This is a genomic window from Streptococcus sp. 116-D4 (assembly GCF_009731465.1).
Lineage (GTDB): Bacteria > Bacillota > Bacilli > Lactobacillales > Streptococcaceae > Streptococcus > Streptococcus pseudopneumoniae_E.
The window spans coordinates 1,176,405-1,190,689 of sequence record NZ_AP021887.1 but is presented as its reverse complement, the minus strand read 5'-3'; the positions used below and the strand labels follow the sequence as shown (position 1 = coordinate 1,190,689).

The following is a 14,285-nucleotide window of genomic DNA, read 5'->3' as shown; positions in this document are numbered from 1 at the left end:
TAATGACTACAGAATTCCTAGTCATTACTAGAAATGGACTAGTTTCTTTAAATAATAGACCTCCTTAATCCTCCTATTCTAGAAGGGGAGGACCGGTATTTCTTTTATGATAGGACTAGATTGTGGTATAATAGAGAGAATAAGTTTTTTTAGTAAGACAAAGGAGAAAATAGATGATTTATGCAGGAATTCTTGCTGGGGGAACTGGCACACGCATGGGAATCAGTAACTTGCCAAAACAATTTTTAGAGCTAGGTGATCGACCTATCTTGATTCATACAATTGAAAAATTTGTCTTGGAACCAAGCATTGAAAAAATTGTAGTTGGTGTTCATGGAGACTGGGTTTCCCATGCAGAGGATCTTGTAGATAAATATCTTCCTCTTCATAAGGAACGTATCATCATTACAAAGGGTGGTGCTGACCGCAACACAAGTATTGAGAAAATCATTGAAGCCATTGATGCTTATCGTCCGCTTACTCCAGAGGATATCGTTGTTACCCACGATTCTGTTCGTCCATTTATTACGCTTCGCATGATTCAGGACAATATCCAACTTGCCCAAAATCATGACGCAGTGGATACAGTGGTAGAAGCGGTTGATACTATCGTTGAAAGTACCAATGGTCAATTTATTACAGATATTCCAAATCGTGCTCACCTCTATCAAGGGCAAACGCCTCAAACATTCCGTTGCAAGGACTTCATGGATCTTTACGGTTCTCTCTCTGCTGAGGAGAAGGAAATCTTGACAGATGCATGTAAAATCTTTGTGATTAAAGGAAAAGATGTAGCCTTGGCCAAGGGTGAATACTCAAATCTGAAGATTACAACCGTAACAGATTTGAAGATTGCAAAAAGTATGATTGAGAAAGACTAGTAAAATGATTAATCAAATTTATCAGCTAACTAAGCCTAAGTTTATCAATGTCAAATATCAAGAAGAGGCTATTGACCAAGAGAATCATATCCTCATCCGTCCTAATTATATGGCTGTCTGTCATGCGGATCAGCGTTATTATCAAGGAAAACGTGATCCAAAGATTTTGAATAAAAAGCTTCCAATGGCAATGATTCACGAGTCATGTGGAACTGTTATTTCTGATCCGACAGGAACTTATGAGGTTGGTCAAAAGGTTGTTATGATTCCGAATCAGCCTCCTATGCAGAGCGATGAAGAATTCTATGAGAACTACATGACAGGCACCCATTTCTTGTCTAGTGGATTTGATGGCTTTATGAGAGAGTTTGTTTCTCTCCCTAAAGACCGTGTGGTGGCTTACGATGCTATCGAAGATACGGTTGCAGCCATTACAGAGTTTGTCAGTGTTGGTATGCATGCTATGAATCGCCTATTGACCCTTGCTCATAGCAAGCGGGATCGAATCGCCGTTATCGGAGATGGAAGTTTAGCTTTTGTAGTTGCTAATATTATCAACTATACTTTGCCAGAAGCAGAGATTGTGGTTATTGGTCGTCATTGGGAAAAATTGGAACTTTTCTCATTCGCCAAAGAATGCTATATTACTGACAATATTCCTGAAGATTTGGCCTTTGACCATGCTTTTGAGTGTTGTGGTGGTGATGGTACTGGACCAGCCATTAATGATCTGATTCGCTACATTTGTCCTCAGGGAACGATTCTCATGATGGGCGTTAGCGAATATAAAGTCAATCTCAATACTCGCGATGCCTTAGAAAAGGGCTTGCTCTTGGTTGGGTCCTCTCGTTCTGGTCGCATTGATTTTGAAAATGCCATCCAAATGATGGAAGTCAAGAAATTTGCCAATCGTCTTAAAAATATCCTTTATCTAGAAGAACCTGTAAGAGAAATTAAAGATATTCACCGTGTCTTTGCTACCGATTTAAACACAGCCTTTAAAACCGTGTTTAAGTGGGAAGTATAGGTGCTGGAGGTTAATTGTGGAAAAAATCATAAAAGAAAACATTTCTTCCTTACTTCGTCAAGAAGAGGAAGTCCTCAGTGTTGAACAACTGGGGGGAATGACCAATCAAAACTATTTGGTCAAAACAACAAATAAGCAATACATCGTTAAGTTCTTTGGTAAAGGGACAGAAAAACTGATCAATCGTCAAGATGAAAAGTACAATCTTGAACTACTCAAAGATTTAGACCTAGATGTAAAAAATTATCTTTTTGATATTGAAGCTGGTATCAAAGTAAATGAGTATATTGAATCTGCGATTACGCTTGATTCAACGTCAATCAAGACCAAATTTGATAAAATTGCTCCCATATTACAAACGGTTCATGCTTCTGGCAAGGAATTAAGAGGAGAGTTTGCTCCTTTTGAAGAAATCAAGAAATATGAATCCTTGATTGAAGAGAAAATCCCTTATGCCAATTATGAAGCTGTTCGAGAAGAAGTTTTCTCCTTAGAGAACAGACTGGCTGACTTAGGTGTTGACAGAAAATCTTGTCATATTGATTTGGTGCCCGAAAACTTTATCGAATCACCACAAGGACGACTTTATCTGATTGACTGGGAATATTCATCAATGAATGATCCAATGTGGGATTTGGCTTCCCTCTTTTTAGAGTCCGAATTCACTCCCCAAGAGGAAGAAGATTTCTTATCTCACTATGAGAGTGAGCAAACACCTGTCTCTCGGGAAAAAATTGCCATTTATAAAATTTTACAAGATACGATTTGGAGTCTATGGACTGTCTATAAGGAAGAGCAAGGTGCAGATTTTGGTGACTATGGTGTGAATCGTTACCAAAGAGCTGTTAAAGGTTTGTCATATTATGGAGGTTCAGATGAAAAATAAAAATGGAGTTTCTTTTGGTCTACTCTCAGGTATTTTCTGGGGTTTAGGTCTAACGATTAGTGCTTATATCTTTTCGATTTTTACAGATTTGTCGCCCTTTGTGGTGGCAGCTGCTCACGATTTCTTGAGTATCTTTATCTTACTAGCTTTTATCTTGGTAAAAGAAGGAAAAGTTCGTCTCTCAATTTTCTTAAATATTCGCAATGTGAGTGTCATCATCGGAGCCTTGCTAGCAGGCCCTATCGGTATGCAGGCCAATCTTTATGCGGTTAAGTATATCGGAAGTTCCTTAGCTTCATCTGTATCGGCAATTTACCCTGCGATTTCAGTTTTATTGGCTTTCTTCTTTTTGAAGCACAAGATTTCGAAAAATACTGTGTTTGGGATTGTCTTGATTATTGCAGGGATAATTGCTCAGACCTATAAGGTTGAACAGGTTAATTCCTTCTACATTGGGATTCTCTGTGCTTTGATTTGTGCTATTGCATGGGGAAGCGAGAGTGTTCTTAGCTCCTTTGCCATGGAAAGTGATTTGAGTGAAATCGAAGCCCTCTTAATCCGTCAAGTGACTTCATTCTTGTCCTATCTTGTGATTGTGCTCTTCTCTCATCAGTCATTTGCAGAAGTGGCTAATGGACAATTGTTAGGTCTTATGATTGTCTTTGCAGCCTTTGATATGATTTCCTACTTGGCTTATTATATCGCTATTAATCGCTTGCAACCAGCCAAGGCTACAGGCTTGAACGTGAGTTATGTAGTATGGACTGTCTTATTTGCAGTTATTTTCTTGGGTGCACCGCTAGATATGCTGACCATTATTACGTCACTTATTGTCATTGCTGGAGTTTATATTATTATTAAAGAATAAAGGAGATTCGTGTGAAAGCCATCATCTTAGCAGCGGGATTGGGAACTCGCTTGCGTCCTATGACTGAAAATACCCCTAAAGCCTTGGTTCAGGTTAATCAAAAACCTTTGATTGAATACCAAATTGAGTTTTTAAAAGAAAAAGGGATCAATGACATCATCATCATCGTTGGTTACCTTAAAGAACAATTCGATTATTTGAAAGAAAAATATGGTGTTCGCCTTGTCTTCAATGATAAATACGCTGACTACAATAACTTTTACTCTCTCTATCTTGTAAAAGAAGAATTAGCTGACAGCTATGTTATTGATGCCGATAATTATCTCTTTAAAAATATGTTCCGCAATGATTTGACTCGTTCGACTTATTTTAGTGTTTATCGTGAAGATTGTACCAATGAATGGTTCTTGGTCTATGGAGATGACTACAAGGTTCAAGATATTACTGTTGATAGCAAGGCTGGTCGTATCCTTAGTGGTGTATCATTCTGGGATGCTCCAACTGCAGAAAAGATTGTTAGCTTTATCGATAAGGCTTATGCAAGTGGTGAATTTGTTGATCTCTATTGGGACAATATGGTCAAAGATAATATCAAAGAACTGGATGTCTATGTTGAAGAATTAGAAGGCAATAGCATCTATGAAATCGATAGTGTCCAAGATTATCATAAATTAGAAGAAATTCTTAAAAACGAAAATTAAAGATTCCAACATCTGACTAAAATAGTCGGATGTTTTTTTGATTTTTTACGAATAAATAGATGAGCAGAAAAAGAAATGGAGATATTTATGAAAATCACAAACTATGAAATCTATAAGTTAAAAAAATCAGGTTTGACCAATCAACAAATTTTGAAAGTTTTAGAATACGGTGAAAATGTTGATCAGGAGCTTTTGTTGGGTGATATTGCAGATATATCAGGTTGCCGAAATCCAGCTGTTTTTATGGAACGTTATTTTCAGATAGACGATGCGCATTTGGAGAAGGAGTTTCAAAAATTTCCATCATTCTCTATTTTAGACGACTGTTACCCTTGGGATTTGAGTGAAATATATGATGCACCTGTGCTGTTATTTTACAAGGGGAATTTGGATCTCTTGAAATTTCCTAAGGTAGCGGTAGTGGGAAGTCGTGCTTGTAGTAAACAGGGAGCTAAGTCAGTTGAAAAAGTCATTCAAGGCTTGGAAAATGAACTGGTTATCGTCAGTGGCTTAGCCAAGGGGATTGACACATCAGCTCATATGGCAGCTCTTCAGAATGGCGGAAAAACCATTGCAGTGATTGGAACAGGTCTGGACGTGTTTTATCCTAAAGCCAATAAACGCTTGCAAGACTACATTGGCAATGATCATCTGATTCTCAGTGAGTACGGACCAGGCGAACAACCTCTGAAATTTCATTTTCCTGCCCGTAATCGCATCATCGCTGGACTTTGTCGTGGTGTGATTGTAGCAGAGGCCAAGATGCGCTCGGGGAGTCTCATTACCTGTGAGAGAGCAATGGAAGAAGGACGCGATGTTTTTGCTATTCCTGGAAGTATTTTAGATGGACTATCAGACGGTTGCCATTATTTGATTCAAGAAGGGGCAAAATTAGTCACCAGTGGGCAAGATGTGCTTGCGGAATTTGAATTTTAAGACTCTTCGAAAATCTCTTCAAACCACGTCAGCTTCACCTTGCCGTAGGTAGGGTTACTGACTTCGTCAGTTTCATCTGCAACCTCAAAGCAGTGCTTTGAGCAACCTGCGGCTAGCTCCCTAGTTTGCTCTTTGATTTTCATTGAGTATAAGAAGAAAGTACGCTTACTAGACAAATTTTTCTTCTATATATAGTAGCTAAGTCTTGACAGTTATGGCAAAATGGTTTACACTTTATAAAGTTTATTACTTTGAAAAGGTGTGATAGTGTGGCTACGGCAACAAAAAAGAAAAAATCAACAGTTAAAAAAAATCTAGTAATCGTGGAATCGCCTGCTAAGGCCAAGACGATTGAAAAATATCTAGGCAGAAACTACAAGGTTCTAGCCAGTGTCGGGCATATACGTGATTTGAAGAAATCCAGTATGTCAGTCGATATTGAAAATAATTATGAACCGCAATATATCAATATCCGAGGAAAAGGACCTCTCATCAATGACTTGAAAAAAGAAGCCAAAAAAGCTAATAAAGTCTTTCTGGCGAGTGACCCGGACCGTGAAGGAGAAGCAATTTCTTGGCATTTGGCCCATATTCTCAATTTAGATGAAAATGATGCCAACCGTGTGGTCTTCAATGAAATCACCAAGGATGCGGTCAAAAATGCTTTTAAAGAACCTCGCAAGATTGATATGGACTTGGTCGACGCCCAACAGGCTCGTCGTGTCCTAGACCGCTTGGTAGGCTATTCGATTTCGCCTATTTTGTGGAAGAAGGTCAAGAAGGGCTTGTCAGCAGGTCGCGTACAGTCTATTGCGCTTAAGTTAATCATTGATCGTGAGAATGAAATCAATGCCTTCCAACCAGAAGAATACTGGACAATTGATGCTGTCTTTAAAAAGGGAACCAAGCAATTTCAGGCTGCTTTCTATGGAGTAGATGGTAAAAAGATAAAACTGACTAGTAATGATGAGGTCAAGGAAGTTCTGTCTCGTCTGACTAGCAAAGATTTTTCAGTGGATCAGGTAGATAAGAAAGAGCGCAAACGCAATGCTCCTTTACCATATACCACTTCATCTATGCAGATGGATGCGGCTAATAAAATCAATTTCCGTACTCGAAAGACCATGATGGTTGCCCAACAGCTCTATGAAGGAATTAATATCGGTTCTGGTGTTCAAGGTTTGATTACCTATATGCGTACTGACTCTACTCGTATCAGTCCAGTGGCACAGAACGAAGCAGCAAGTTTCATTACGGATCGTTTTGGTAGCAAGTATTCTAAGCATGGTAGCAAGGTCAAAAATGCATCAGGAGCTCAGGATGCCCACGAGGCTATTCGTCCGTCAAGTGTCTTTAATACACCGGAAAGCATCGCTAAGTATCTGGATAAGGATCAGCTCAAGCTTTATACTCTTATTTGGAATCGTTTTGTGGCTAGTCAGATGACAGCTGCTGTCTTTGATACCATGGCTGTTAAATTGTCTCAAAATGGAGTTCAATTTGCTGCTAATGGTAGTCAGGTTAAGTTTGATGGTTATCTTGCTATTTATAATGATTCTGACAAGAATAAGATGTTACCGGATATGGCTGTTGGAGATGTTGTCAAACAGGTCAATAGTAAACCAGAGCAACATTTCACTCAACCGCCTGCTCGCTATTCTGAAGCGACACTGATCAAGGCCTTGGAGGAAAATGGGGTTGGACGTCCGTCAACCTACGCACCGACCATTGAAACTATTCAGAAACGTTATTATGTTCGCCTTGCAGCCAAACGTTTTGAACCAACAGAGTTGGGAGAAATTGTTAACAAGCTCATCGTTGAATATTTCCCAGATATCGTAAACGTGACCTTTACAGCTGAAATGGAAGGCAAGCTGGATGACGTCGAAGTCGGAAAAGAGCAGTGGCAACGTGTCATTGATGACTTTTACAAACCATTCTCTAAAGAAGTCGCCAAGGCTGAAGAAGAAATGGAAAAAATCCAGATCAAGGATGAACCAGCTGGATTTGACTGTGAAGTGTGTGGCAGTCCAATGGTTATTAAACTTGGTCGATTTGGTAAGTTCTATGCTTGTAGCAATTTCCCAGATTGCCGTCATACCCAAGCAATCGTGAAAGAGATTGGTGTTGAGTGTCCAAGTTGTCATCAGGGACAAATCATTGAGCGTAAAACCAAACGTAATCGCCTCTTCTATGGTTGCAATCGCTATCCAGAATGTGAATTTACTTCCTGGGACAAACCAATTGGACGTGATTGTCCAAAATGCGGACATTTCCTTGTGGAGAAAAAGGTCCGTGGTGGTGGTAAACAGGTTGTATGTAGTAATGGCGACTACGAAGAGGAAAAAATTAAATAAAATGCAGAGTCCTGAAAATAAATTTCAGGCTCTTTTTTGTTGATGCTTGACAAATTTCCCCCTTGTATGCGAAACTAGAAGAAGATTATTTTATACTCAATGAGAATCAAAGAGCAAACTAGGAAACTAGCCGTAGGTTGCTCAAAGCACTGCTTTGAGGTTGTGGATAGAACTGACGAAGTCAATAACCCTACCTACGTCAAGGTGACGTTGATGCGGTTTGAAGAGATTTTCGAAGAGTATTAATTAGGAGAAGTTATGCGTCTTATTTATCTGATAATTGGTTTTTTATCACTTGCCTTGGCTATTGTTGGGGTTGTTTTGCCCTTGTTGCCTACAACTCCTTTTCTGTTGTTGTCTATTGCTTGTTTCTCCAGAAGTTCCAAGCGTTTTGAAGATTGGCTTTATCATACCAAACTCTATCAGACTTACGTAGCGGACTTTCGTGAAACCAAGTCTATTGCGCGTGAACGTAAGAAAAAAATCATCGTTTCTATCTACATCTTGATGGGAATTTCCATTTTTTTTGCTCCTCTCTTACCAGTCAAAATCGGTCTGGGAGCTTTGAACATCTTTATAACCTATTATCTCTTTAAGGTTATTCCAGACAAAGAATAGTTAAAATAGTAGTTATTTGCCTTGATAAAATTGAAAGCATATTCACAACAATATGATATAATAAATTTAAAGTAATACTCAAGGAGAATCAAATGATTTACGAATTTTGTGCTGAAAATGTTACCTTGCTTGAAAAGGCTATGCAGGCAGGAGCTCGCCGCATCGAGCTTTGTGATAATCTAGCAGTTGGTGGAACGACACCAAGCTACGGAGTAACAAAGGCAGCTGTGGAACTGGCGGACGACTACGATACGACCATTATGACTATGATTCGCCCGCGTGGTGGTGATTTTGTCTATAATGACCTCGAGATTTCTATTATGCTTGAGGATATTGCTCTAACTGCTCAAGCAGGAAGCCAAGGCGTTGTCTTTGGTGCATTGACTGCTGATAAGAAGTTGGACAAGGCCAATCTTGAAAAATTGATTGCTGCATCTAAAGGTATGGAAATTGTTTTCCATATGGCATTTGATGAATTGAGCGAACAGGATCAGTTGGAAGCTATTGATTGGCTCAGCCAAGCTGGAGTGACTCGTATCTTAACTCGTGCTGGTGTGTCTGGCGATTCACTAGACAAACGTTTTGCTCACTATCACAGAATTTTGGAGCACGCTAAAGGTAAGATTGAAATTCTACCAGGTGGGGGGATTGACCTTGACAACCGTCAAACCTTTATCGATCAGCTAGGCGTGACACAATTGCACGGAACCAAGGTTGTCTTTTAAAAAATAGAAAGGAACTGCTAGCTTTGGATAGCAGTTTTCACTTATGTTTGAAATTTTTAAATCCTATCAATTAAATCAAGAAAAGGCTCATGATTATGGTTTTGTAGAAAATGCGGGAGTGTGGACCTATAGTTGCCAGATTTTGCAAGGTGACTTTGTCATGACTGTGTCCATTACTGCTGATAATGTGAGCTTTCAAGTATTTGACCAGGAGACTGGTGATCTCTATCCTCAAGTCCATATGGAAAGTTTTAAAGGAAGTTTTGTTGCAAGTGTCCGTGAGGCTTGTTTGGAGATTCTTTATCAGATTCGGAAAGCTTGTTTTGAGGTACAGGATTTTATCTGCCCTCAGACTAAGCGAATCATGACTCAGATTCAGAAAAAATATGGCAATCAGTTGGAATATCTATGGGAGAAATCGCCTGATACGGCAGTATTACGGCATGAAGGAAATCAAAAGTGGTATGCCGTCTTGATGAAAATTTCTTGGAATAAGCTTGAAAAGGGCAGAGAAGGATTAGTGGAAGCAGTCAATCTCAAACATGACCAAGTAGCTGATTTGTTGGTAAAAAAAGGGATTTATCCAGCTTTTCATATGAATAAGCGCTACTGGATTAGTGTGGCGCTTGATGATACTTTGGTAGATGAAGAAGTACTAGAATTGATCGAAAAAAGCTGGAACTTAACCTCTAAAAAATGAAACATTTCAAGGGTTTTCAATAACTTTCAATTAGCAAAATATTCTCTACTAAAGAAATTTTCAGAAAATATTGGATTTTTTCTTGACAACTACTTTTGCCTATGCTAAAATACTTAACAAGATATCAAACGAAGGAGAAAGTCAAACATGAAAACAGCTAAGTTTAATCAATTCGCTTTGTTGTTGAGGTACTCGGGCTAGTGCAAAATGCATTAGTCCTGTTTGGCTTACCAAGCGGGAGTAAATCAACATCTCGCTTGGAACTCCGAGCGAGATGTTTTTTTAAAACCATAGTTGGAAAAGGGGAAATCTTATGAGAACAGTTGAATTTCTAGATACTAGCCTTCGGGATGGAGAGCAGACACCGGGCGTTAATTTTTCAATCAAGGAAAAACTTGCCATTGCAAGACAGCTTGAGAAATGGGGCATTTCAGCAATTGAAGCTGGTTTTCCAGCGGCTAGTCCAGACTCATTTACGGCAGTTCAGGAGATTGCTAAAGCCTTGAAGAAAACAGCGGTGACTGGTTTGGCACGCTCGGTCAAGTCTGATATTGATGCTTGTTATGAAGCCCTCAAGGATGCCAAATATCCACAGGTTCATGTCTTTATCGCTACCAGTCCTATTCATCGTAAGTATAAGCTCAATAAGAGCAAGGAAGAGATTTTGGAAGTTATTAAGGAGCATGTTTCCTATGCCCGTTCTAAGTTTGAGGTTGTCGAATTCTCTCCAGAGGATGCGACCAGAACAGAGTTGGATTTCCTCTTGCAAGTTGTTCAAACAGCGGTTGATGCAGGTGCGACTTATATCAATATCCCTGATACGGTAGGATTTACTACACCAGAGGAGTATGGTGCTATCTTCAAACACTTGATTGAGAATGTCAAGACAGACCGTCAGATCATCTATTCGCCTCACTGTCATGATGATCTCGGAATGGCAGTAGCTAATAGCCTTGCTGCTATCAAGAATGGAGCAGGCCGTGTTGAAGGGACTATCAACGGTATTGGTGAGCGAGCTGGAAATGCTGCTTTGGAAGAAATTGCAGTAGCCCTCAATATTCGTCAAGATTACTACCAAGCAGAAACTAGTATTGTTTTAAATGAAACCATCAATACGTCGGAAATGGTTTCTCGCTTCTCTGGAATTCCAGTTCCTAAAAACAAGGCTGTGGTCGGTGGCAATGCCTTCTCTCACGAATCTGGTATTCACCAAGACGGAGTCCTTAAAAATCCTCTTACTTATGAGATTATCACCCCTGAATTGGTCGGTGTCAAGAGTAATAGCCTCCCACTTGGAAAATTGTCTGGTCGCCATGCCTTTGTTGAAAAACTAAGAGAATTGGCCCTAGACTTTACAGAAGAGGACATCAAACCACTCTTCGCTAAGTTCAAGGCACTGGCCGACAAGAAACAAGAAATCACAGATGCAGATATTCGTGCTCTGGTAGCCGGAACTATGGTTGAAAATCCAGAAGGCTTCCACTTTGATGATTTACAACTGCAAACTCATGCGGAAAATGAAATTGAAGCAACTGTTATCCTGGCTAATATGGATGGTGAGAAAGTCGAATTTAATGCGACAGGGCAAGGTTCTGTTGAAGCAATCTTTAACGCTATCGACAAGTTCTTTAATCAATCTGTCCGTTTGGTGTCCTATACCATTGATGCTGTGACAGATGGAATTGATGCCCAAGCTCGGGTTTTGGTCACTGTTGAAAACAGAGATACAGAAACCATCTTTAATGCAGCAGGGCTTGATTTCGATGTACTGAAAGCATCTGCTATTGCTTACATCAATGCTAATACCTTTGTTCAAAAAGAGAATGCTGGTGAGATGGGACGTAGCGTTTCCTATCGCGACATGCCTAGTGTGTAAAGGAGAAGGCTATGACAAAAAAAATAGTAGCTCTAGCAGGGGATGGGATCGGCCCAGAAATCATGGAGGCTGGTTTAGAAGTTCTGGAGGCTCTAGCTAAAAAAATAGGCTTTGTCTATGAAATAGACAGACGACCTTTTGGAGGTGCAGGTATTGATGCTGCAGGACATCCCTTGCCGGACAAAACGCTCAAGGCAAGTAGGGAGGCAGATGCTATCCTACTAGCAGCGATCGGTAGTCCCCAGTATGATGGGGCGGTGGTTCGGCCTGAACAAGGTTTGTTGGCTCTCCGTAAGGAACTCAATCTTTACGCTAATATTCGCCCTGTAAAAATCTTTGATAGTCTTAAGCATTTGTCACCTCTAAAACCGGAACGAATTGCTGGGGTGGACTTTGTCGTTGTGCGGGAGTTGACAGGCGGGATTTACTTTGGGGATCATATTCTTGAAGAAAGAAAAGCGCGTGATATCAATGATTATAGTTATGAGGAAGTAGAGCGGATTATACGCAAGGCCTTTGAAATTGCAAGAAGTCGGAGAAAAATCGTTACTAGTATCGATAAGCAAAATGTGTTGGCAACATCAAAACTCTGGCGGAAAGTAGCTGAGAAGGTCGCGCATGATTTCCCAGATGTGACCTTGGAACACCAGTTAGTGGACTCAGCTGCCATGCTCATGATTACCAATCCTGCTAAGTTTGATGTTATTGTAACGGAGAATCTTTTTGGAGATATTCTCTCTGATGAATCAAGCGTTCTATCTGGCACACTTGGGGTTATGCCATCAGCCAGTCATTCTGAAAATGGACCAAGTCTCTATGAACCTATTCACGGTTCAGCACCTGATATTGCTGGTCAAGGAATTGCCAATCCTATTTCCATGATTTTATCAGTGGCCATGATGTTGAGAGATAGTTTTGGACGTTATGAGGAAGCGGAGCGTATCGAACGTGCTGTCGAGGCAAGTTTGGCGGCTGGTATATTAACGAGAGATATAGGAGGACAGGCTTCGACCAAGGAAATGACAGAAGCCATTATTGAAAGGTTATGAAGATAAATCAAGGAATTACGTTTGCTATTTTGATTTGGAATCTATTGGTATTTATGATTTATGGTATTGATAAATCTAAAGCAAAAAGAGGTGCTTGGCGAATACCTGAAAAATATTTATTATCATTTGCAATCTTATGTGGTGGTTTTGGTGCCTGGCTAGCAGGAATCATCTTTCACCACAAGACTCGAAAATGGTATTTTAAAACAGTTTGGTTTCTTGGGATGGTGACTACGCTAGTAGCCTTATATTTTATTTGGAGGTAATGGATGGCAGGAAAATCGATTTTTGATAAATTATGGGACCGCCATGTCATCACAGGAGAAGAAGGGCAGCCTCAACTCATGTATGTAGACCAGCACTATATACACGAGGTGACCAGTCCTCAAGCTTTTCAAGGATTGCGAGATGCAGGACGTAGATTGAGACGACCAGACTTGACATTTGGAACCTTTGACCATAATGTCCCGACGGTCAATATCTACGATATTCGAGATGTTATTTCCAAGGCGCAAATTGATAAGTTAGCAGAAAATGTTGAGGAATTCGGGATTGAACATGCTGCCCACGGTTCAGAAAAGCAAGGAATCGTTCATATGGTTGGTCCAGAGACAGGACGGACCCAACCAGGAAAATTCATCGTCTGTGGAGACAGTCACACAGCAACGCACGGAGCTTTTGGAGCCATCGCCTTTGGAATTGGGACCAGTGAAGTCGAGCATGTCTTCGCTACCCAGACACTCTGGCAGGTTAAACCCAAGAAAATGCTGGTAGAATTCACTGGTGTTCCTCAAAAAGGAGTTTATTCCAAGGATTACATTCTCGCCCTGATTGCTAAGTACGGCGTTGCTTGCGGCGTTGGCTACGTGGTGGAATATCGTGGACAAGCTATTGATGCACTGAGCATGGAAGAGCGAATGACCATCTGCAATATGTCCATCGAGTTTGGATCCAAGATGGGAATCATGAATCCGGATCAAACCACCTATGATTATCTCAAGGGACGAGAATGTGTTCCAGAGGACTTCGAAGAGGCTGTGGCTGATTGGAAAACAATTATCAGTGATGATGATGCTGTTTACGATAAGGTTATCCAGATGGATGTCTCAGGATTGGCTCCCATGGTGACCTGGGGAACCAATCCTGCTATGGGTGTTGACTTTGATTCTAGCTTCCCAGAAATAAAGGATATGAATGATGAACGAGCCTATCATTACATGGATTTACAACCAGGTCAGAAACCAGCAGATATCCAACTAGGCTATGTCTTTATTGGTTCTTGTACCAACGCTAGACTTAGCGATTTGCAACTGGCGGCTCGATTTGTAGAAGGGAAGAAGATTGCCCCTAACTTAACAGCTATCGTGGTACCTGGTTCTCGACCAGTCAAGCGAGCTGCTGAGAAGTTAGGTTTGGACAAGGTATTCCTAGATGCTGGCTTTGAGTGGAGAGACCCAGGTTGCTCTATGTGCCTAGGGATGAATCCTGACAAGGTACCTGATGGTGTTCACTGTGCCTCAACCAGCAATCGAAACTTTGAAGATAGGCAGGGATTTGGTGCTAAGACCCACCTCTGCAGTCCAGCCATGGCAGCTGCGGCAGCTATTGCAGGGCGTTTCGTAGATGTTCGGCAAATGCCAGAAGCCCAGTAAGGAGAGGAT

The 14,285-nt window shown here is 40.6% G+C and carries 14 protein-coding genes; all 14 read left to right on the top strand.

The window, feature by feature from the left end; genetic code table 11:
- The first annotated feature begins 173 nt into the window (after positions 1–173).
- The 14 genes from UKS_RS06100 (at position 174) to leuC (ending at position 14,276) form a co-directional block, all read left to right on the top strand.
- A complete protein-coding gene (locus tag UKS_RS06100; RefSeq protein WP_000638495.1) occupies positions 174–881 on the top strand; it encodes an IspD/TarI family cytidylyltransferase in 708 nt (235 codons plus the stop codon).
- A gap of 4 nt (positions 882–885) precedes the next feature.
- A complete protein-coding gene (locus UKS_RS06095) occupies positions 886–1,908 on the top strand; it encodes a ribitol-5-phosphate dehydrogenase (protein ID WP_156012207.1) in 1,023 nt (340 codons plus the stop codon).
- A 16-nt stretch (positions 1,909–1,924) separates the two neighbouring features.
- Positions 1,925–2,794: a phosphotransferase family protein gene (locus UKS_RS06090; protein ID WP_156012206.1), complete on the top strand. Its 870-nt coding sequence runs from the start codon at positions 1,925–1,927 to the stop codon at positions 2,792–2,794.
- A complete protein-coding gene (locus UKS_RS06085; protein WP_049494818.1) occupies positions 2,784–3,662 on the top strand; it encodes a DMT family transporter in 879 nt (292 codons plus the stop codon). The genes UKS_RS06090 and UKS_RS06085 overlap by 11 nt, the downstream gene beginning before the upstream one ends.
- 11 nt (positions 3,663–3,673) lie before the next feature.
- Positions 3,674–4,363 (top strand): sugar phosphate nucleotidyltransferase, encoded by a 690-nt coding sequence (locus UKS_RS06080; RefSeq protein WP_156012205.1) that lies wholly within the window; start codon positions 3,674–3,676, stop codon positions 4,361–4,363.
- Between the two features lie 87 nt (positions 4,364–4,450).
- Positions 4,451–5,299 (top strand): DNA-processing protein DprA, encoded by an 849-nt coding sequence (gene dprA / locus UKS_RS06075; RefSeq protein ID WP_156012204.1) that lies wholly within the window; start codon positions 4,451–4,453, stop codon positions 5,297–5,299.
- A 269-nt stretch (positions 5,300–5,568) separates the two neighbouring features.
- Positions 5,569–7,656 carry a type I DNA topoisomerase gene (gene topA, locus UKS_RS06070; RefSeq protein ID WP_156012203.1) on the top strand — a complete coding sequence of 696 codons (2,088 nt, stop codon included), beginning with the start codon at positions 5,569–5,571 and terminating at the stop codon, positions 7,654–7,656.
- A 258-nt stretch (positions 7,657–7,914) separates the two neighbouring features.
- The gene (locus UKS_RS06065) at positions 7,915–8,274 is read left to right on the top strand and encodes a YbaN family protein (protein WP_156012202.1); all 360 of its coding nucleotides are present in this window, start codon (positions 7,915–7,917) and stop codon (positions 8,272–8,274) included.
- A 92-nt stretch (positions 8,275–8,366) separates the two neighbouring features.
- Entirely contained in the window at positions 8,367–8,999 is a 633-nt protein-coding gene (locus UKS_RS06060; protein WP_049494811.1) for a copper homeostasis protein CutC, read from the top strand.
- 43 nt (positions 9,000–9,042) lie between these two features.
- Positions 9,043–9,699 carry an MmcQ/YjbR family DNA-binding protein gene (locus UKS_RS06055; protein ID WP_156012201.1) on the top strand — a complete coding sequence of 219 codons (657 nt, stop codon included), beginning with the start codon at positions 9,043–9,045 and terminating at the stop codon, positions 9,697–9,699.
- Positions 9,700–10,012: 313 nt separating this feature from the next.
- On the top strand, positions 10,013–11,575 hold the full coding sequence (locus tag UKS_RS06050) for a 2-isopropylmalate synthase (protein ID WP_156012200.1): 1,563 nt from the start codon (positions 10,013–10,015) through the stop codon (positions 11,573–11,575).
- A gap of 11 nt (positions 11,576–11,586) precedes the next feature.
- Positions 11,587–12,624, top strand: a complete 1,038-nt coding sequence (leuB, locus tag UKS_RS06045; protein ID WP_156012199.1) for a 3-isopropylmalate dehydrogenase — start codon at positions 11,587–11,589, stop codon at positions 12,622–12,624.
- Positions 12,621–12,890, top strand: coding sequence for a DUF1294 domain-containing protein (locus UKS_RS06040; RefSeq protein WP_156012198.1), 270 nt, complete (start codon positions 12,621–12,623; stop codon positions 12,888–12,890). Before leuB ends, UKS_RS06040 begins: the two co-directional genes overlap by 4 nt.
- Positions 12,891–12,893: 3 nt before the next feature.
- Entirely contained in the window at positions 12,894–14,276 is a 1,383-nt protein-coding gene (gene leuC, locus UKS_RS06035) for a 3-isopropylmalate dehydratase large subunit (RefSeq protein ID WP_156012197.1), read from the top strand.
- The last annotated feature ends 9 nt before the right edge of the window (positions 14,277–14,285 follow it).